Origin of the sequence: Promicromonospora sp. NPDC019610 (assembly GCF_044389365.1) — a bacterium.
GTDB lineage: Bacteria > Actinomycetota > Actinomycetes > Actinomycetales > Cellulomonadaceae > Promicromonospora.
Map to the genome: position 1 here is coordinate 626,201 of NZ_JBIRXX010000001.1, position 18,197 is coordinate 644,397.

Consider the following 18,197-nt stretch of genomic DNA (forward strand, 5'->3'; position numbering starts at 1 on the left):
GACCAGGCCTGGGGGCCGGCGCAAACGCGCCGGCACCCTCAGCGCGTGTTGCCGTCCTGGTCCGCCCAGTCGGAGTACCTGTTGTCGTACTCCTCGTCCTCCGAGGAGTCCCACCGCGACTGTGTCGCAACATCCGTGCGGGACTCTCCGCTGAGCTCCTGCTCGAGGGCGTGATAATTGGTGTCCGGGCTGTAGTACTTCAGCTCGCGAGCAACCTTGGTCTGCTTAGCCTTCTGACGGCCGCGGCCCATGGCTCCGACCCCCCTCAACGTAGGAGCGGGGCGGCACCGTGCATGGACGTGCGGCCCCGTAGCGTTTCGTCTGTCCAGGTTCCAACGTTACATGCTGGTACGGCGTTTCTTCCAGTCCGTGGACGTGATTCGTCCCATCCGCCGATGTGACATTGGAGTCGTTCCGGCCCCTTGCGGAGTTGTTGCGAGCGACTCTCCGACCATTTCTTGACCGGTACTTGGTCTTTCTGAGCCCGAGGGCGCTCCGGGTGCGGCTCCGGACCCGGCCGCGCCGGGTGGGGCCGCCCGGGTGCACCGCGGGTCCCGTCCGGCACTTTGCCGAGTCCTGGCGGGCGTCCGGGCCTCGTCCGGACCTGTCCACGGGGTGGCCCGCGTGCCGCCCGGAGGAGCGGCGAAATGTCGGCGTCGGCGTGTCGCACGTGTCCCAGACTCGCCCGAAACGGGCGCGCGTGGCGAGTGGCGGAGAAAGTGAGGGAATAAACCCCGTCCCCAAGTCGCCTAAATCCCGTTTGCTGCTAACAATGGTGCAAGAGCGGGTGTCGTCAACCGCCTGGTACGGCCAGGCCGGCACCGTTCCGGAGGAGGTGCGGGGATGTCCATCCACGGAGAATCCGAGGTCCTGCTCACGCCTGCCGAGGTAGCGAGCTTGTTCCGTGTTGACCCCAAGACAGTAACGCGTTGGGCAAAAGCGGGAAAGCTCTCGTCGATCCGGACACTTGGCGGTCACCGCCGCTACAAGGAGTCCGAGGTTCGGGCGCTGCTCGGTGCGGCAGCGGACAGCTCGGGCGACACCGACAACTAGTCGGGCGTCGTTGACGGATTGGTCGGCAGGTAGGACGAAGGCGCGCCGGGTGCTGCCCCCCAGCTCAGCCCCGCGCGCGCCTGAGCACAGCAGTTACGACCACAGCGGTGCCGATGGCCACGAGCCCGATCGCGGCACCGATCACAACCTTGGCGTTGCGGGCCCGGCGCGGATCTTGCGCCGGGCCGTTCTTGTGCCCGCCGTTCTTGCTCCCGAAGGCCCCGGCGGCCATGGCGCCGGCGTCGCTCGCGGCCTGCTTGGCCTCGTGCGCGAGCCGTGACGCCTGGTATCCCGGGCTGAGGCGGGTGGTCAGCTCGTCGATGGACGCGGCGAGGTCGGCACGGGTGCGGAGCACCTCGGCCTCGAGCTCGTGGCTGCTGGGCGGTGTCGGAGTGCTCATCGCTGCATCCCCTCCTTGATCGACGTGATGTCGTCCTTGACGCGCTGGACGCTCTCGGGCGGGTTGGTGGCCTTCTTCAGGAGCTGGGCGCCCACGAGCGCCAGGATGATCACGACGAGGACCATGAAGCCGCCGATGGCGAGTGCCGACAACCAGAGCGGCCACACCGTGCCCAGTCCGTACACGGCGGCCAGGAGCAGCACGCCGACGGCGTACGCGAGGATCAGGAGCGCCACGACGAGCAGCCCGATGCCGATGCCGGACTTCTTGGCCTTCTCGGCGAGCTCGGCCTTGGCCAGCTCGATCTCGGCGCGGACGAGGCGTGAGGCCTGCTCGGAGACCTGCTCGACCAGCTTTCCCAGGGACAGCGGCTTCTCGGGTCCTGCCGTGCTCTCCGGGCCGCTCCCTGCTGTTCCCGCCTGGCCGTCGATCTTCACGTCGTCGATCATCTGCCCTCCCGTGCCGCCGGATTCGGCCTGCGCCGCTGAAGACAACTCAACAGGCCAAGAGCTCATGGGGCAATTCCTGGCGCGGCGTGGCTTCCAGTAAAAGGCATGGAGGGGATCACTCGCCAATGCGCAATTGCTGGAAGGAATTGCCTCGGGCCGGCCGCCGCGCGCTGTTCGCCGGCGTTGGCTTAAGGGACCTGGGGAATCTTCACGCAGGACGTCGAGATCGCCCCGGGGCGATCAGAGAGCCGCTGCGAAGATGCCCGCGGTCACCAGCCAGATCGCGTAGGCGGCGGCTGCCACGGCGATCATGATCCCGCTCTTCGCGCCCGTCGAGAGACTGCTCCCCGCGATCCTGAAGTTGACGATGACCGCGAGCACCGCGACCAGTGCACCCAGGAGCCCACCGAACGCGACGAGCAAGATCGGCAGCATGCCGATCACGCGGACGACGACAGGAGCGGGCTCGACCGCGAGATACGTCTCGCCGTTAACCTCGACGGGCGGCACTGACGCGAACAGGGCGGTGCGTCCGAGCGTCGCGACAACAGGGTCGCCGTCCGTGCCCTGCAGGGTGAAGGCCCGCTTGCCGGCGCTCGGTGCCTTGCTGCCGTCGACGGTCAGGTAGCTGCGCCCCCACCAGATGTCCGGAACGAGCGCGATCTGTCCGGTGGTGCCGGGAATGGTGAGTGCGTGGGAAGCCATGGGCGGGAAACTACCAGGGCGTTCCTGCCCAACCTGCCGCGCACGGTTTCATCCCGGCCAGAGTGCTCGGGGCCGACGGTGCGTGTGGCTCGGTGTTCCCCGGACAACCACTAACCGGCCCACTAACCGTGAGCCCTGCTCACGCGGGTCTGTGACCTCAACATGCTCCTGCTTCGGGGTTCCTGTTCCTCTTGACTCCCGGGTGCCCGCCGGAGGCGCTGGAGGACGCTTATGGGCGTGGGGGTTCACGTCCCACTCCGGACACACCTTGGCCCCTTTGCCTGGCCGGTCAGGACTCGAGGGCGTACCCGACCAAGACGGCGGCGGCGACCTCGACCGCGCCCGGCGCGAGGTCGTCGGTCGAGATCCCACCGCCACCACCGTGGCCCCGGGTCATCTCGCCCATCTCGGGGTTCAGGTCCTGGATGTGGACCACGTTGCCGAGCTTCACCCCGGCAGCGTCGGCGTACACCTCGGCCTTGCGTCGGGCCGCCGCTACCGCTTCGCGGCGGGCCTGATCACGCATCGTCGGCTTGTCGAGCACGTCGAAGGTGACGCTGTCGACATGCTCGGCGCCAGCCGCCACGATCGCGGTGACGAGCCGCTGGACGGCTTCGATCTCCCGGGTCTGGATCGCATACTCGACCCGGCACCGGAACCCGAGGAGCTTCCGCGACTCGCCGTACCCGTCGTACGCCGACTTGATGGAGAGCCGCGAAGAGGAGACGGCACTGTCCGGGATGCCGTGCGCCCGGATCACCTCACGGACGCGGGTGACGGCCGTGCTCGCGTCGGCGAACGCCGCATCGGCCTCCGCCTGGACCACGTCGACCGCGACGGCGATCTGCGCGATCTCGGGCTCGGCACGGACCACACCCGTGCCGTGGACGCTCAGACCCCAGGGCTGATCGATTTTCTGATGCATCCGCACATTCAACCGCAGGTCACAGGCGCACGGCGCCTGGTTGGACGAGCAAGGCGCAGGAGATGAGGCGACACGTGAGCACGAGGCGTCGTTGCATGGAGGCGCGCGCCGCGCGCCGAACGGCGCGCCTTGATTCTGACGAGCCTTCGGACGGAGGAGGTTCGTGCCCTGCGGTGGGATCACGTCGACCTGGACGGCGACCCTGAGGTGATTCGGCCGGTGCCACCGAGTGCCACGGTCTGGCGGTCGGTCCGGCAGGGCGATGACACCAAGGGATCGATCCGAAGGAATGGACTCCGCGCGACCTGCGGCACTCGTGCATCTCGGTGCTGTCGGCGTCGGGCGTGCCGATCGAAGAGATTGCCCGCGTCGCTGGGCACAGTGGGACGGCTGTGACGGAACTGGTGTACCGCCACGAACTGCGGCCGGTGATTCAGACGGCGGCGACGGCCATGGATCGCATCTTCGCGGCGGAGGAGTTCGCGGCAGGCTGGTACATGGAACCGCTCTTCGGTGCGAACGAACTGGGCGGCCGTGAAGTTGGGTGAGTGGCGCTGTTCGCTAACTGATTGGCTAACCGGTCATCCCGGTTGATCGATCGGTGGAAATGAAGAACCCCCGGACCGTGATGGTTCCGGGGGTTTTTCGCTGTGGCTCCGACCGGCGTCGATCCGGTGACCTTTCGATTTTCAGTCGAACGCTCTACCAACTGAGCTACAGAGCCCTAGCGCGAACGCCCGGACAGTCGAGACCGACAATCCGGGCGCCTCTCGCGCGACCCTGACGGGACTTGAACCCGCGACCTCCGCCGTGACAGGGCGGCGCGCTAACCAACTGCGCTACAGGGCCATGATCGCTACCCGCGATCGGGGGGCTTGTTTCGAGCCGTGAGTACCCTAACCCACCGCGGGCCAGAACCTGAAATCAGATTCGGGCACCAGGTGGATGACCTGCCTCACAGCCGACGAAACCCGGCTCTCGCGAGCCGTTCCGTACCCCCAACGGGATTCGAACCCGTGCTACCGCCGTGAAAGGGCGGGGTCCTAGGCCGCTAGACGATGGGGGCCAAGACCGGGCAAGTCTACAGGCGGTCGGCTGCTCCGCCGCACGTCGGGAGTCGCGTCCGGGACGTGTCGCGTGTCAGGGATGATGGGTGCGTGGTGGAGATGACGCGGGAGGACTTCGAGACGGCCGTCAGCGAGGGGCTGGACCTCGTGCCGCCCGACCTCGCGGCGCAGATGGACAACGTGGTGGTGCTCGTCGAGGACGACGCGCCCGCGGACGACCCCGAGCTCCTGGGGCTCTACGAGGGCGTTCCGCTCACGGAGCGCGACCACATGTGGGCCGCGGGTGCGCTGCCGGACCGCATCACCATCTTCCGGAACCCGACCCTCGCGGTCTGCGACACGCGCGAGGACGTCGTCGAGGAGGTCGCGGTGACCGTGGTCCACGAGATCGCCCACCACTTCGGGATCGACGACGACCGCCTGCACGAGCTCGGCTGGGACTGAGCAGGAACCGACGGGCCGGACGGGCCCAGGCACGACAGAGCCCCGGGTCGCGAAGCGAGGCTTCGCGACCCGGGGCTCGTGATCGCCCGGTGCGGACCGGGCGGAGGCGTACGGGTCAGTACTTCGTGCCGTACTCCCAGTGCCAGGCTTCCGGCTTGCTGCCGCCGGCCTGGGCCCAGCCCGGGTGCTTCCAGCCGAACTTCCCGGCGTGGGCGACCATCCAGGCGTGCTCGGCGCTGCCGAACGACTCGATGCCACCGGACAGGTCCACGGCCTGGCCCAGTCCGTGGTTCGACGTGCCGGGCACGGCGGCCAGGGCACCCCGCGAGGCGGCGACCGACACCTGCTCCCCGTAGGAGCGGTAGCCGTCGGTCAGGTCCAGGCTCCGGCCGAACTTGGCGCGGAACGCGCGGTTCAGGTCCTCGAGCGCCACCGCCGCGTCGCACCGCAGCTTCTCGCCCGAGGCGAAGCTCAGCCCGCAGAGCACGCTCGACGGGATCCGGCCGTTGCCGTAGCTCTTGGCTGCCTTGGCCATCTGCTTGGCGCGCGCCGCAGCCTTCTCCCGGGCCACCTCGGCCTTGCGCTCGGCCTTGCGTTCCGCGCGGGCCTCGCGCCGCTCCTCGGCGGCCTTCTTCGCGGCGGCGATCTCCTCGGGCGTGGGGCCCGGGTCGACCGACACGACGGCGTCGCCGTCGGTCGTGGTGATGAGCCGCTGGAGCGACGTGGTCACCTTCTCGATCCGGTCGGCCGACGGCGCTGCCGCGGCCGCGGCCTTCGCGGCGGCCTTGGCGTCCTCGGCATCGGCGGACTTCTCCGCCTGCTCGGACTCCTTCGCCGCCGCGGTGGTCACGACCGAGTCGGCGAGCGGGGTGTCGAGGATCGCGATGCTCTCGGTCTCCTGCCCACCGAGCGGGGTGACGTCCGCTGCCGCCACGGACAGGTTCGTCGGCGCGGTGGCGTCCGCCACGGACTCCCGGGCGGCATCGGCGGTGGCCCCGCTCGCCTCGGCGGCCGACGCGTCGGCCGCGCGCTCGGCGAGCGACGCGCGCTCGGTGCTCCGGGAGGCGGCCGCGTTCTGTCGCAGCCCGTTGGCGGTGGTGGCGGCGTCGTGGGCCCGGTCCAGCATGGTCCGCAGCTCCTTGGTGGCCGCCTGGAGCTTCTTGCGGTCCTTGACCGTGAGGTCGCCCTCGCGGGTCACGTAGTCGGCGTCCGACAGGACGGCGTCCGCCTTCTCGGCGGCGGACCGCACCTCGGGGTCGGTCACGACGGCGCTGGTGATGGCGACCGCCGCGGGCTGTACGACCGGCTCGGCGGCCGTCGTGGAACCGTTCGCGGCGGTGTCGTCACTCCCGGTGAAGCTGACCGCCGCGGTGGTGGTCAGGGCGACCGTGGTGAGCGCTGCCGCGACCGCGAAGGACGAGCGGCGCAGCATCCGGCCGGATCGTGCGCTGTGTCCCGCGGCGGGGACGGCGGCGTGGGCACCCTGGGCGCCCGGCCGTCGCGTACGACGGGGGACGAGGGTGTGGTCTCCGGGCCTCAAGGGCACTCCATGGGCTCGGGGGCAGGGGCAAGGCACACGGTGCGGTGCGCGACGGGGTTCGGCGTCTGGGGCACGCTGGCTTCCGTTCTGCGGCTGGGCACGGGCGACACCGTGAGGGGCGTTTCCCTCGGGGGGACGGCGAAGAGATGCTCCGGCTGCGGACAGGCCACGGCGCGCGACGGAGCCGCGCGAGACATGGCGGTCGCCGCGAGGAACCCGGCTCGAAGGCCCAGGGGGTGGGTTCTTCGCGGCGACGTTTAATATTGAACGACCGTCCAGGAGTTGCGTAACCCCCTGACTGGAGGTATGGCTCACAAAACCCGGGCAGAGAACGTGCCCCAGCCGTGAAGGCTGGACAACCCGGGGTGTGCGCGCTCACATTGAGGCGTTCGAGGCCATGTATCAGACTTCGGGCATGGCCCATCACGATCAGGCCGCGAACGGATCCGTGCCCACCCCCGCCGGACAACCCGTGACCGTGTCCATCCACCGCATCGTCCACCCCGACCACGTCCCCGAGGTCACCCGCTGGGTGCAGTCGGGTGTCAACCTCGCCAACCGCTGGGACGGGTTCCTCGGATCGGGCTGGATCCGCGCCGCGGAGGGGTCCCGCGACTGGCACATGCTCTACCGGTTCGCCGACGCCGAGCGGCTCGCCGCCTGGGAGCAGTCCGCCGAGCGCCGGGACTGGCTCGCGCAGGGCACCGGGCTCGTCGAGGAGCTGCGCTACCAGCAGCGGACGGGCATCGAGGGCTGGTTCGAGGACCCGACGCGGGTGGACGAGCCGGCCGACGTCGCCGCCGGCGTCGTACCGCCGCGGTGGAAGCAGGCCACCAGCATCTGGCTCGGGTTCTTTCCCGTGAACCTGCTGTTCACGGCCCTGTTCACCTACCTCGTGCCCGGGTGGGGCGACGTGCACCTGGTGCTCAAGGTGCTGATCTCGACGCTGATCCTGACGCCGATCATGGCGTACTGGGTGCTGCCCTGGGTGACCCGCCGGCTCCACGGCTGGCTGCACAGCACCTGATCCGTGTCAGGCGGTTACGCGCGGCCGAGCGCCAGCCGCCGGACCGGGGCGTGGCCGCGGCGGCGCAGCCGGATCCCGCCCCGGCCCGGCACGGGCAGGACGCCGGCCTGGTCGGCCCGGCCCGCGAGCCAGCCCGCGAGGCGCTCGGGCCGGTCGGTGATCACGCCGTCGACGCCGATCCCGGAGTCGGCGGTCACGAGCGTGGTCCACGCCTCCGGGTCGTTCGCCGTCCAGGACATGACCCGCAGGCCCGCGGCGTGCAGGCGGGACACCAGCCGCGGGCTGCCCGCGATCGTGGCGACCGACGGGTTGCAGGCCACGACGTTCAGGCGCTCGCACAGGCGCAGCAGCCCGGGCGGGTCGAACGAGACGAGCAGTCCGCCCGGCAGGTGCGGCGCGACGTCGCGCACCGTCGCCACGGTGCCCGGCCAGAAGCTCTGCACCAGGGCCCGGCGATCGAACCCGGTGGCGTCGATGGTCGCCACGACCCGCTCGACCTGTTCCGCGTTCCAGGCGCCCTTGAGCTCCAGCAGCAGGTCCGTGCCCGGGTGGCGGGCGAGCACGGCGATGACGTCGTCGAGCGTGGGGACGCGCTGGCCCGAGAACGCGGGTGCGAAGTAGCCCCCGGCGTCGAGCGCGAGCACCTCCCGCGCGGTGAGGGCGGAGACCTTGCCCGTGCCGTCGGTGGTGGCGTCGACCGTCTCGTCGTGGATCACCGCGCCCACACCGTCGGCGGTGGGCTGGAGATCGATCTCGACCTGGTCGACGCCCGCGTGACAGGCGGCCTCGATGGCGGCGAGGGTGTTCTGCGGCGCCACCGCGGAGTACCCACGGTGGGCGATGACTGCGGGACGAGCGGCCATGCTGACCTCCGGATCTGCGGCTCTGCTCGCCACGGTAGCCGCTGGCGGAGGCCTGCCCGGCGCCGTCGGGGGAATTCGAGGAGAGTTCCAGGAGCGTTCACCGCCCGGCCCCGGGGGCGCCGCGTCGGTCACCCCGGCGAAACCCGCCGGATGCGCGGATTCCCAGGGCCGGGTGGTTTCATGTGCGCCATGGTCCGTCCCGCACCGCTCGCCGTCGCCACCGCGACGCTGCTCCTTCTTCTCACCGGCTGCTCCGCGGACGGCGCCGACGGCGCCGGCCCGGAGGTCGACGGCGGGGCGAGCGTGACGCCGTCCGGCAGCGCGAGTGCGACCACGAGCTCCGACCCGGACGCGCCCCTGGACGCGAACGAGGCCTGCGCCGCCATGTACGTGACGGGCGACAAGACGCTCGAGGAGCGCATCGGCATCGCGCTCGTGGGCGCGAGCGACGGGCTCGACGCCGCGTCGGCCGACCAGATGCACGCGATGTCGCTGGAGCTCGGGCGGCTCGAGGAGCGCGTGCCCGAGGAGTTCCAGGGCCCGGTCGAGAAGATGCGGGTCCCGTTCCTCCAGCTCCAGAAGGCGCTCGACGCCGGCACGCAGGACCAGACCGAGCTCGACGTCGCCTCGACGGTCGAGGGGCTCAAGGAGTACGAGAAGCTCTGCTGACCGGCTCGAAGATGCCCTGGCCCGGCGTGAGCACGCCGCGGGGGTCGTAGCGGTCCTTGGCGCGCAGGACCGCGGGCCAGCGGTCGCCGTAGTGGGTGCACCAGTCGGCCGGCGTCAGGCGCAGGGCGTTGACGGGGTACTGGGTGCCTCCGGCGGCGAGGACGCGGGCGTACAGCGCGTCGTTGTCGGCGATCAGGCGCTCGGCCTCGGCGTCGTCCGGCGGGCTCACCGCGCGCAGCAGCGCGAGGAGGAAGAAGACCTCGCCGTCCGGGACCCGCACCTGCGGCCGGGTGAGGAGCGACCGCCGGGCCGGGTAGAGCAGGGCCACCCCGCCCGCGTCGGCCGGGGTGAGCGTGGTCAGGAGCTCCGTGACGATCTCGTCGGTGGCCGCGTCCGGGAGGAACGCGTTGAGCCACGGTCCGGGCAGGCGGAGCGCCTCGATCTGCTCCACGGTCTCGTAGATCCGGTTCAGCCACTCGAAGTACGGGACGTCCGCGACGTCGATGCCGGCGGGGTCGATGCCGGCCAGCAGGGCCGCGTCGTCGGGCGGCTCCGTGGTGTACCAGGCGCCGCCCTCCAGGACGAAGGCGAAGCCGTCGTCGTCCGTGGGGACGAGCTGACCCTCCAGGTAGTCGAAGCGGCCGTCGGCCAGGACGGTCCGCTGCGCCGCCGTCAGGTCGGTGATCCGGGGGTAGGTCAGCGTGTAGACGCGCGCCATGGCAGGTGCGGTCTCCAGGCGCACCGTGGCGCGCACGATGACGGCGAACTGGCCCAGCCCGCCGAGCACGGCCTCGAAGAGCTCGGGCTCGCGGTCCGCGGAGCAGGTGACCAGGCGCCCGTCGCCCGTGACCACCTGGAGCTCGACCGTGTTGTCCACGAGCATCCCGTAGTGCTGCGAGGCACCGCCGATCCCGCCGACGCAGAGCGTCCCGCCCACCGAGAGGCCCAGGTAGTCGGTGCTCACCGGGGGTGCGACGCCGACGGCGAGCGTGGCGCGGACCAGGTCGAGCCACTGGACCCCGGCGTCGACGACCGCCCGGTCGGGCGTGATCTCGTGGATCGTGGCCAGGGTGCGCGAGTCGATCACGACACCGCAGTCGGCCTGCGCCTGGCCGAACGTCGAGTGGCCCTGGCCGCGCACGGCGACGACGAGCCCGTGCTCGTCGGCGAACCGGACCAGGGTCACGACGTCGTCGACCGAACCCGGCCGGAGCACGGCCCGGGGGCGGTGGTGCGTCAGGTGCCCGTAGTCGGTGGCGGCCTCCGTCAGGGCGTCCTCGTCGGTGACGAGCTCGCCGTCCAGGTGGGGGAGCTGAATCGCGGTGGAGTTCTCCGGGAGGCTGTTCAGCCACCGGGAGTCGACCGGGTCGAATGCGACCACGGCGGCGCCTGCCAGGAAGGTTCGACGGTCGAGCTGTGCCATGTGGGCCCCTCGGCGTTCGGGTGGGCGACTACGGTACAGGTCAGGGTAGGCGCGGCGTAAGAGCGTTCGCGGGAGGTGTGCGGGCGAGAGTTTTCGCGTGGCGGAGGCGTATCACCGGAAACTACTGCCGCCGGACGCCGCCTGGTGCTACCGCCTCAGGAGCAGCGACCGGCGTGGATCGCCCTCGCGCGGGGGACGTCCCAGGTGGTCGAGTAGCCGTAGCCGCCGGGGCTGCGCGTGGTCGCTCCCAGGTACAGGTGGGCGTACGCCTCGGTGACGTGCTCGTGCACAGGCTTCCCGGTCGAGGGGCGGACGGCGCCCGGAGCTCCGGCGACGGGCGGCCGGGTGGTGCCGCAGCGCTGCTCGATCTCCGCGTGCGCGATCTCGTGGCGGGCCTGGTTCAGCAGATACCTGCGGAACCAGTTGTTCCCGCTGCCGGCCACCGACATGTCGTCGGCGCCGTTGCCGAGCCGGATCAGCCCCTTGCCGGGAGCCAGGGAGCCGCCCGGCGTGTAGCTCCCCGTGAGCAGCGCCCTGGTCGCGGTGACATAGCCGCGCCGGCCGCCCTCGTCCGCCGCCGCGAGCTGGAGGACGACCCCGTACCGGGCGGCGAGCTGCCGGGCGGCGTCGGCGTGCGCGCGTCCCGCGGAGCCGGCGGGACCGCCGGCCACGGGTGGGCGCCGGGTGGCCAGGATCAGTCCCGTGGCGCCCTCGACGTAGACAGCCTGCGCGTCGGAGGTGACGGCCCGGCACAGCCTGGTCCCCGCGGGCCGGGTCCGGCCGGCGGACGAGCCGTCCGGCGCGCGCGTGGTCGGCGACTTGATCCAGACGTGGACGCCGTGGCCGCCGTCGGGCAGCGAGCACCGAGCGGCCGCTGCTGCCGGCGTCGGTGCGACGCCCGCCAGCAGGAGGGCCAGCGCGGTGAGAATCCGGGCCACGTTGCGCATGATGCCGTCCGCCTCGATGCTACGTAGCCGCTGGGCGGACCGCAGGGCGGGAGTCCGGAGGAGGACGAGTGCGCAGGTGAGAGAGGTGGGCCCCCCGGGGATCGAACCCGGAACCCGCGGATTAAAAGTCCGCTGCTCTGCCAGTTGAGCTAGAGGCCCGCGTGCCCGGCGACCGGGCGGCGCGAGTAGAAAGCCTACCGGTCAGCCCGAGGTTGGTGGTGCGGCCCTCCGAGCGGGGCACCCTACGTCTTCTCTCGGCGGCTGTCACACGCTGTCCCACCCAGTGGGAGATATCGGGTTAAATGCGTCTCACGCTTGCGGTGAGAGGGAGGGCTTGGTTCGGTGGTCGGGACCACGAGAACCAACTTGAGGAGCTCATCGTGCTCACCGTGACTGACAACGCTCGTACCGCCGTCCAGGACCTTGCTCAGCAGGCCGGAGTGCCGGTCGAGGGCGGGCTGCGCATCGCGCAGGCCTCCGACCAGCCGGGGAACTTCGAGCTCGCGCTGGTTCCGGCCCCGCAGCCCGACGACCAGGTCGTCGACGCCTCGGGTTCCACCAACGTGTTCGTCGAGGCGCAGGCCGCACCTGCCCTGGACACGCTGACCCTGGACGCCGACCCGCGCGCCGAGGGTCCGGGATTCGTGCTCACGCCCACGGCGTGACCTTCCGGCGCCCCCGAGCGGGGCGTCGAACGTCGAAGGCCCCCGGGCCGACCACCTGCCAGGTGGTCGGCCCGGGGGCCTTCGTCATGCGGTCAGAGCGCGACGCCGAGGATCCACGACCCGCCGAGCACCAGCGCACCGAGGGTGACGAGCAGAAACAGCGTCACCCAGAAGAGTCCGCCGACACCGGTCAGGCGGGCGAGCATGTCGGCGTCGGACGTCCGGGCCTGTCCGCGGGAGCGCTGCACCTGGAGCTCGAACACCGGGCGCACCGCGCCGAGCAGCAGGAACCAGGTCACGGCGTAGGCCACGGCGCTCTGCACCTCGGGCGCCAGGAACCACGTGACGAACACGAGGGCGGTACCGCTCACGAGGATGGACCACAGGCCGAACCAGTTGCGGATCTGCAGGAGCAGCAGCGCGAGCAGGGCCACGAGCAGCCACAGCAGGCCCACGGCGTAGCCGAGCTTGAGCAGCCAGGCGGCCCCGAGCCCGATCAGGCCCGGGCCCACGTAGCCTGCGAACGCCGTGATGACCATGCCCGGTCCGCGGGGCTTGCCGCGCGACACGGTGAGGCCGGAGGTGTCGGAGTGCAGCCGGATGCCCTCGAGCTTGCGGCCCGTCAGCAGGGCGCCCAGCCCGTGCGACGCCTCGTGCGCGATGGTGATCACGTGCCGCGCGAGGTGCCACAGGGGCCGGAAGAAGACGACGACCAGCGCGATCGCCGCCATGGCCAGGACCATCAGGTCGGCCGGCGGGTCGACCGGGGTGACCGCGTTCGTCCAGATGGTGCCGAGCACGTCGCCGATGGCGGCGAACGGTCCGGCGGAGCTGGTCGTTGCGGAATTCATGCGCCACATAGAACCACACCGAACGTGACGTGCGCCGCAGTCAGGCGTCGGCGAACGTGCGAGAATGTTGGGTCGTGGGCGGCATCGGCCGCCCGACGTCGTGGCCCCGGCCCGGGTGAGCAACCCGCCCGCCGGTGTGAGAGCACGGCGGACCACCGGCGCGGTATGCGCCGCCACCGAGCCCGAGAGGCCCAACTCCTTTGACTACCTTTGCCGACCTCGGTCTGCCCGCACCCGTGGTGCAGGTTCTGACGGACCGCGGCATCACCTCGCCGTTCCCCATCCAGACGGCGTCCCTGCCGGACTCCCTCGCCGGTCGCGACGTGCTCGGCCGCGGCCGCACCGGTTCCGGCAAGACCCTCGCGTTCGCGCTGCCCGTCGTGACGCGCCTCGCGGTGTCCGGCGCCCGCTCCGCCGCGTCGGGCCAGCCGCGCCGCGCCGCCGGCCGGCCCCGTGCGCTGATCCTGGCCCCGACGCGTGAGCTCGCCAACCAGATCGACGAGTCGGTCGCGCCGCTGGCGCACGCCCTCGGCCTGAAGACCACCACGATCTTCGGCGGCGTGGCGCAGTCGCGCCAGGTCACCGCGCTGAACGCGGGCGTCGACATCGTCATCGCCTGCCCCGGCCGCCTCGAGGACCTCCTCGGCCAGCGCCACCTCACGCTCGACGACGTCGAGATCACCGTGCTCGACGAGGCCGACCACATGGCCGACCTCGGCTTCCTGCCCGGCGTGAAGCGGATCCTCGACAAGACGGCCGCGCGCACGCAGCGCCTGCTGTTCTCGGCCACGCTCGACAACGGCGTGGACGTGCTGGTCAAGCGGTACCTGCACCAGCCGGTCACGCACTCCGTGGACGACGCCGCGGCGCCGCCGCCGCAGATGACGCACCACATCCTCGCCGTGGCCGACAAGGACGCGAAGAAGAACGTGGTGCAGCAGCTCGCGCAGGGCACCGGCCGCCGGGTCCTGTTCACGCGCACCAAGCACCAGGCCAAGAAGCTCGCCAAGCAGCTCACCGCGGCCGGCGTGCCGGCCGTCGACCTGCACGGGAACCTCGGCCAGGGCGCGCGCGAGCGCAACCTCGCCGCGTTCTCGTCCGGCGAGGTGAAGGTGCTGGTCGCGACCGACATCGCCGCCCGTGGCATCCACGTCGACGACGTCGAGCTCGTGGTGCACGTGGACCCGCCCGCCGAGCACAAGGCGTACCTGCACCGCTCCGGCCGCACCGCGCGTGCCGGTTCCGGCGGCGACGTCGTGACCCTCATGCTCCCCGAGGAGCGCGGCGACGTGCGCGACCTGACCCGCAAGGCGAAGATCACCGCCCGCCCGCAGGACGTCGCCCCCGGCGACGCCACCGTGACCAGTCTGGTCGGCGAGGTCGCGCCGTACGTGGAGTACGTGCCGCCGGCCCCGCAGCAGCCCGTCCGCCAGGGCCAGCCCCGGCGACAGGGCGGCCGCGGCAGGTCCGGTCAGGGCGGATCCGGCCAGGGCGGCGCCCAGGGCGGGCGCCAGGGCTCCGGCCAGGGCGCGCAGGGCGGCGGTCGCCAGGGCCAGTCGCGCGGTCAGGGCAGCGGCGGCACCGGCCAGGCGTCGGGGCAGCGCGGAGGCGGGCGTCCGGCGTCGGGCGGCGGGCGCACCGCCGCCGACCACTTCCCGCGGCCGGACGGCGCAGGCGCACCCCGCCGTCGCCGCCGGGGCGGCCGCGGCCGCGGCGCGGGCAACCCGAACGCGTCCGCCGCCAGCTGACGGCACCACAGCATGACTCGTGAGGCCTTCCGACCGGATCACCGGTCGGAAGGCCTTACGTGTTTGTCACCGCCGGAACACCGGCGGCGAGCGGGAAGTTGCTCTGTGCGGAGGTGTTGAGATGACGTACAAGATTTCGAGGTCCGACCAGGAGTGGCGCGAGCAGCTCTCGTCCCAGGAGTACGCGGTGCTGCGGCAGGCGGGCACCGAGCGGGCGTGGACGGGTGAGCTGCTGGACGAGAAGCGCACCGGCGTCTACCGGTGTCGAGCGTGTGACGCCGAGCTGTTCCGCTCGGACACCAAGTTCGACTCGCACTGCGGCTGGCCGTCGTTCTACAGCCCGCTCGCCGGCGACTCCGTCGAGCTGATCGAGGACCGCTCGCTGGGCATGGTGCGCACCGAGGTGCGCTGCGCGACCTGCGGCTCCCACCTGGGGCACGTGTTCGACGACGCGCCGCAGACGCCGACGGGCGACCGGTTCTGCATGAACTCGGTCAGCCTCACGTTCGAGGAGCGCTGACCCTGCCACCGCGGTGAGGCGTGGAGCGCCGCTGACGCCGGGACCACCGCGTCAGTGCGCGCTCTGCTTCCACGCCACGATGTCCGCCGAGTAGCGGTTCAGGAGCCGCGCGAGCTGCGCGACGTCGTCGGTGTCCCAGGTCGCGAGCGCGCCCTCCAGCATGGCGACCCGGCTGGTGCGCGCCCGCTCGAAGCGGTCGACGCCGTCGGGCGTCAGGGTGATGCGCTGACCGCGACTGTCGTCGGGGTCGACGGTCCGTTCGACCAGGCCGAGCTCGACCAGGCGGCTGAGCTGCCGCGACACGGTGGCGCGGCCGACGCCGAAGAAGGTCGCGAGGTCGGACCCCCGCGCTCCCGGCCGCTCGGCGATGTGCGCCAGCAGGGGGTAGGCGCTCGCGTCGAGCTCGGGGTGGACCCGCTGCGCGATCGACGTGCCGTTCGACTGCGCGCGACGGATCACCAGCCGGACCTCGCGCTCCAGGCCCTCGAACGGCCCGGGAGCGGACCCCTGTTCGTCGACGGTGTCGCCGTCGGCCCCGTTGCCGACGGCGACACCGTCCTCGGACGCGTCCGCGCTGGACCTGCCTGTACTCGAGAGCATGCGCCCATGATGACGCGTCAAGCGTCCGGATCACAGCCCGCGGGTACGAAATCCCCCGCTTGCTGCGCCTTAGACCTCGGTGGCTTCGAGATCCTGGAGCTGGTCGATGCCCGACCGGTGACCCAGCGGCACCTCCTTGATGAGGGAGACGCAGAGCAGCGCGACCAGGGCGAGCGGGACGGCGGCGAGGAAGATGTCCGCGATGCCGTTCGCGTAGGCCTTCTCGACGACCTCGACCAGCAGGGCGGGGAGCGTCGAGAGATCGGGTAGCGTGCCGCCGCCGGAGGACAGCGCCGACGGGTCGATCCCCTGCTTGACGAGCTCCGGTGCGATCGCGGTGACGCCCTCCTTCAGGTTCTCCTTCACGCTGTGCCCCAGGATCGCGCCGAGGGCGGAGACGCCGATCGCGCCGCCGAGCGAGCGGAAGAACGTCACGGTGGACGTGCCCGAGCCGGAGTCCTTGATGTGCAGCGTGTTCTGCGTGGCCAGCACCATGTTCTGCATGAGCATGCCGACGCCCGCGCCGAGCACGAACAGGTAGATCGACACCAGCACGAACGAGGTCTGGTAGTCGAGCGTCGACAGGAGCAGCAGGCCGCCCGTCAGCAGCACGCCGCCGACGACCATGAACGGCTTGTACCGGCCGGTCTTGGAGATGAGCTGTCCGCTGACCGTGGACGACAGGAACAGGCCGACCACCATGGGGATGGTGTAGAGGCCGGACTCGGTGGGCGTCTTGCCGCGCGAGAGCTGCATGTACTGGCTCAGGAACACCGACGAGCCGAACATCGCGACGCCCACGGCGACCGAGCCGATCACGGCGAGCACCAGGGTGCGGTTCTTGAACAGGTACATGGGGATGAGCGGGTTCTTGACCCGGAGCTCGACGAGCACCGCGATCGCGAGGATCACCAGCGAGCCGCCGACCATCGCGACCGTCTGCCAGGACATCCAGTCGAACTCGCTGCCCGCGAAGGTGATCCACAGCAGCAGGGTGGCGATGCCGACCGAGATCAGCGTGGCGCCGATGACGTCGATCCGGGCCGAGCCCTTGGGCCGCCTGGGCAGCTTCAGGGTCATCTGCAGCACGATGATCGAGGCGATCGCGAACGGCAGGCCCACGAAGAAGTTCCAGCGCCAGCTGATGGCGTCGGTGAGGAAGCCGCCGAGGATCGGGCCGCCGACCATGCCGATACCCATGATCGAGCCCATGAGGCCCATGTACCGGCCGCGCTGGCGCGGGCTGATGATGTCCGCGATGAGCACGGCGGCCAGGGACTGGAGGCCGCCCGCGCCGATGCCCTGGAAGGCACGGAACGTGATGAGCTGGCCGACGTCCTGCGAGAAGCCCGCGGCGGCCGCCGACAGGACCGAGATGACCAGCGCGATCTGGATGAGGGTCTTGCGGTTGGTGAGGTCGGCGAGCTTGCCCCAGATCGGGGTCGAGATCGTCGAGGTCAGCAGCGTCGCCGTCACGACCCAGGTGAAGGCCGACTGGCCGCCCTCGAGGTCGGTGATGATCTTCGGCAGGGACGACGAGACGACGGACATCGCGAGGACCGACACGAACATGCCGAGGAGGATCCCGGACAGCGCCCGGAGGACCTCGGCGTGCGTCATGGCGGGTGGTTCGCCCTGGAGGTGGTCGGGCTCGGCCACCGTGGTCGTGGTGTTGGGGCTGGTCATGCACACTCCTGCTGGTTCTGGGGGGTCTTCCGGTGCGTGATGTCCGCACTGATGGTGTCGACGAGGCGGTCCAGCGTGCGGGTCGCCTCGGCGAGGTCCTCGGGGGACCAGGCGGCGAACGCCCGGTCGATGAGCTTCTTGTACTGCTCGGTGGCCTCGGCGGCGAGGGCTTGGCCGGCGTCCGTCAGCTCGACGGTGCGGACCCGGCGGTCCTCGTCGTCGACGGTCCGGACGACGTACCCGGCGTCGGCCAGCGTGCTGACCTGGCGGCTCGCCACCGACAGGTCGACGCGCTGGCGCGCGGCGATGTCGGACAGGGAGGCCGGGCCGCACTTGGCGAGCAGGTGCAGCACGGCGACGCCGGCCCTGGGCCAGTCGAGCTCGTGGGCGATACGTGCCGCCGCCTCCCGCTGGGCGCGGGAAAGACTCTGGAGCGCGGTGATCAGGGCGATGGCGGGGGCTTCGGTGCCGGACAGCGTCCGGCTGCTGTGGGAAGTCATGGGTGCCTCGCGGTTGATTGCTTAGAGCAACTATATCCAGATGGTTGCCGAATGCAAGCGTCTCTCGGCGGGCGGGCGGACGACGGAGGTGTGACCTGCGCGACACCGCCGCGGT

21 protein-coding genes and 4 tRNA genes are annotated in these 18,197 nt (G+C 71.2%); 8 read left to right on the forward strand and 17 right to left on the reverse strand.

The annotated features are described in order from the left end of the window. Positions 1-38 precede the first annotated feature (38 nt). The gene (locus tag ACH45N_RS02700; RefSeq protein WP_397393775.1) at positions 39-251 is read right to left on the reverse strand and encodes a DUF3073 domain-containing protein; all 213 of its coding nucleotides are present in this window, start codon (positions 249-251) and stop codon (positions 39-41) included. 592 nt (positions 252-843) lie between these two features. Between ACH45N_RS02700 and ACH45N_RS02705 the strand changes: the two genes are divergently transcribed. Continuing rightward, a complete protein-coding gene (locus ACH45N_RS02705) occupies positions 844-1,053 on the forward strand; it encodes a BldC family transcriptional regulator (protein ID WP_026365760.1) in 210 nt (69 codons plus the stop codon). Positions 1,054-1,117: 64 nt separating this feature from the next. Here the strand turns inward: ACH45N_RS02705 and ACH45N_RS02710 are convergent, their stop codons facing one another. The 4 genes from ACH45N_RS02710 to ACH45N_RS02725 all read right to left on the reverse strand — a co-directional run bounded on the left by ACH45N_RS02710 (position 1,118) and on the right by ACH45N_RS02725 (position 3,532). Further along, positions 1,118-1,453: a DUF3618 domain-containing protein gene (locus tag ACH45N_RS02710; protein WP_397390907.1), complete on the reverse strand. Its 336-nt coding sequence runs from the start codon at positions 1,451-1,453 to the stop codon at positions 1,118-1,120. Further along, positions 1,450-1,902: a phage holin family protein gene (locus ACH45N_RS02715; protein ID WP_397390909.1), complete on the reverse strand. Its 453-nt coding sequence runs from the start codon at positions 1,900-1,902 to the stop codon at positions 1,450-1,452. The genes ACH45N_RS02710 and ACH45N_RS02715 overlap by 4 nt, the downstream gene beginning before the upstream one ends. A 240-nt stretch (positions 1,903-2,142) precedes the next feature. After that, the gene (locus ACH45N_RS02720) at positions 2,143-2,607 is read right to left on the reverse strand and encodes a hypothetical protein (protein WP_397390911.1); all 465 of its coding nucleotides are present in this window, start codon (positions 2,605-2,607) and stop codon (positions 2,143-2,145) included. Positions 2,608-2,896: 289 nt separating this feature from the next. Then, positions 2,897-3,532: an SIMPL domain-containing protein gene (locus ACH45N_RS02725; RefSeq protein WP_397390913.1), complete on the reverse strand. Its 636-nt coding sequence runs from the start codon at positions 3,530-3,532 to the stop codon at positions 2,897-2,899. Between the two features lie 275 nt (positions 3,533-3,807). On the opposite strand from ACH45N_RS02725, the gene ACH45N_RS02730 reads away from it, so the two are divergent. Next, positions 3,808-4,080 carry a hypothetical protein gene (locus tag ACH45N_RS02730; RefSeq protein WP_397393777.1) on the forward strand — a complete coding sequence of 91 codons (273 nt, stop codon included), beginning with the start codon at positions 3,808-3,810 and terminating at the stop codon, positions 4,078-4,080. 103 nt (positions 4,081-4,183) lie between these two features. Here ACH45N_RS02730 and ACH45N_RS02735 read toward each other — a convergent pair. From ACH45N_RS02735 to ACH45N_RS02745, 3 genes are all read right to left on the reverse strand, one after another. After that, positions 4,184-4,256 (reverse strand) — tRNA-Phe (locus tag ACH45N_RS02735). A gap of 51 nt (positions 4,257-4,307) precedes the next feature. Further along, positions 4,308-4,381 (reverse strand) — tRNA-Asp (locus tag ACH45N_RS02740). Between the two features lie 144 nt (positions 4,382-4,525). Beyond that, a tRNA-Glu gene (locus ACH45N_RS02745) sits at positions 4,526-4,598 on the reverse strand. Between the two features lie 100 nt (positions 4,599-4,698). On the opposite strand from ACH45N_RS02745, the gene ACH45N_RS02750 reads away from it, so the two are divergent. Continuing rightward, complete coding sequence (locus ACH45N_RS02750; protein ID WP_397393779.1) at positions 4,699-5,043, forward strand: metallopeptidase family protein; 345 nt, start codon at positions 4,699-4,701, stop codon at positions 5,041-5,043. A gap of 115 nt (positions 5,044-5,158) precedes the next feature. Here the strand turns inward: ACH45N_RS02750 and ACH45N_RS02755 are convergent, their stop codons facing one another. Further along, positions 5,159-6,583 carry a M15 family metallopeptidase gene (locus ACH45N_RS02755; protein WP_397390915.1) on the reverse strand — a complete coding sequence of 475 codons (1,425 nt, stop codon included), beginning with the start codon at positions 6,581-6,583 and terminating at the stop codon, positions 5,159-5,161. A 415-nt stretch (positions 6,584-6,998) separates the two neighbouring features. On the opposite strand from ACH45N_RS02755, the gene ACH45N_RS02760 reads away from it, so the two are divergent. Then, positions 6,999-7,610, forward strand: a complete 612-nt coding sequence (locus ACH45N_RS02760) for an antibiotic biosynthesis monooxygenase (RefSeq protein WP_397390917.1) — start codon at positions 6,999-7,001, stop codon at positions 7,608-7,610. Between the two features lie 14 nt (positions 7,611-7,624). Here ACH45N_RS02760 and ACH45N_RS02765 read toward each other — a convergent pair whose 3' ends face one another. Next, positions 7,625-8,473, reverse strand: coding sequence for a glycerophosphodiester phosphodiesterase (locus ACH45N_RS02765; RefSeq protein ID WP_397390919.1), 849 nt, complete (start codon positions 8,471-8,473; stop codon positions 7,625-7,627). A 189-nt stretch (positions 8,474-8,662) separates the two neighbouring features. Here ACH45N_RS02765 and ACH45N_RS02770 point away from each other — a divergent pair, with 189 nt between their 5' ends. Continuing rightward, entirely contained in the window at positions 8,663-9,142 is a 480-nt protein-coding gene (locus tag ACH45N_RS02770) for a hypothetical protein (RefSeq protein ID WP_397390921.1), read from the forward strand. On the opposite strand, the gene ACH45N_RS02775 is transcribed toward ACH45N_RS02770, so the two are convergent. The 3 genes from ACH45N_RS02775 to ACH45N_RS02785 form a co-directional block, all read right to left on the reverse strand. After that, positions 9,117-10,565: an FAD-binding protein gene (locus ACH45N_RS02775; protein WP_397390923.1), complete on the reverse strand. Its 1,449-nt coding sequence runs from the start codon at positions 10,563-10,565 to the stop codon at positions 9,117-9,119. The two genes, ACH45N_RS02770 and ACH45N_RS02775, sit on opposite strands and share 26 nt — an antisense overlap. A 155-nt stretch (positions 10,566-10,720) precedes the next feature. Further along, positions 10,721-11,503 (reverse strand): hypothetical protein, encoded by a 783-nt coding sequence (locus tag ACH45N_RS02780; protein WP_397390925.1) that lies wholly within the window; start codon positions 11,501-11,503, stop codon positions 10,721-10,723. Between the two features lie 95 nt (positions 11,504-11,598). Continuing rightward, positions 11,599-11,671 (reverse strand) — tRNA-Lys (locus tag ACH45N_RS02785). 221 nt (positions 11,672-11,892) lie between these two features. Between ACH45N_RS02785 and ACH45N_RS02790 the strand changes: the two genes are divergently transcribed. Then, the gene (locus tag ACH45N_RS02790; protein WP_285108667.1) at positions 11,893-12,177 is read left to right on the forward strand and encodes an iron-sulfur cluster biosynthesis family protein; all 285 of its coding nucleotides are present in this window, start codon (positions 11,893-11,895) and stop codon (positions 12,175-12,177) included. A 92-nt stretch (positions 12,178-12,269) separates the two neighbouring features. On the opposite strand, the gene ACH45N_RS02795 is transcribed toward ACH45N_RS02790, so the two are convergent. Next, positions 12,270-13,037 (reverse strand): M50 family metallopeptidase, encoded by a 768-nt coding sequence (locus ACH45N_RS02795; protein ID WP_397390927.1) that lies wholly within the window; start codon positions 13,035-13,037, stop codon positions 12,270-12,272. 191 nt (positions 13,038-13,228) lie between these two features. Here ACH45N_RS02795 and ACH45N_RS02800 point away from each other — a divergent pair, with 191 nt between their 5' ends. Both ACH45N_RS02800 and msrB read left to right on the forward strand, forming a co-directional pair. Continuing rightward, positions 13,229-14,776, forward strand: coding sequence for a DEAD/DEAH box helicase (locus ACH45N_RS02800; RefSeq protein ID WP_397390929.1), 1,548 nt, complete (start codon positions 13,229-13,231; stop codon positions 14,774-14,776). A gap of 121 nt (positions 14,777-14,897) precedes the next feature. Continuing rightward, positions 14,898-15,296 carry a peptide-methionine (R)-S-oxide reductase MsrB gene (gene msrB, locus ACH45N_RS02805; RefSeq protein WP_397390931.1) on the forward strand — a complete coding sequence of 133 codons (399 nt, stop codon included), beginning with the start codon at positions 14,898-14,900 and terminating at the stop codon, positions 15,294-15,296. Positions 15,297-15,347: 51 nt separating this feature from the next. Here msrB and ACH45N_RS02810 read toward each other — a convergent pair whose 3' ends face one another. From ACH45N_RS02810 to ACH45N_RS02820, 3 genes are all read right to left on the reverse strand, one after another. Beyond that, positions 15,348-15,896: a MarR family winged helix-turn-helix transcriptional regulator gene (locus ACH45N_RS02810; RefSeq protein ID WP_397390933.1), complete on the reverse strand. Its 549-nt coding sequence runs from the start codon at positions 15,894-15,896 to the stop codon at positions 15,348-15,350. A gap of 69 nt (positions 15,897-15,965) precedes the next feature. After that, on the reverse strand, positions 15,966-17,582 hold the full coding sequence (locus ACH45N_RS02815) for an MDR family MFS transporter (protein WP_397390935.1): 1,617 nt from the start codon (positions 17,580-17,582) through the stop codon (positions 15,966-15,968). Continuing rightward, complete coding sequence (locus ACH45N_RS02820) at positions 17,579-18,082, reverse strand: MarR family winged helix-turn-helix transcriptional regulator (RefSeq protein WP_397390937.1); 504 nt, start codon at positions 18,080-18,082, stop codon at positions 17,579-17,581. Before ACH45N_RS02820 ends, ACH45N_RS02815 begins: the two co-directional genes overlap by 4 nt. Positions 18,083-18,197 lie beyond the last annotated feature (115 nt).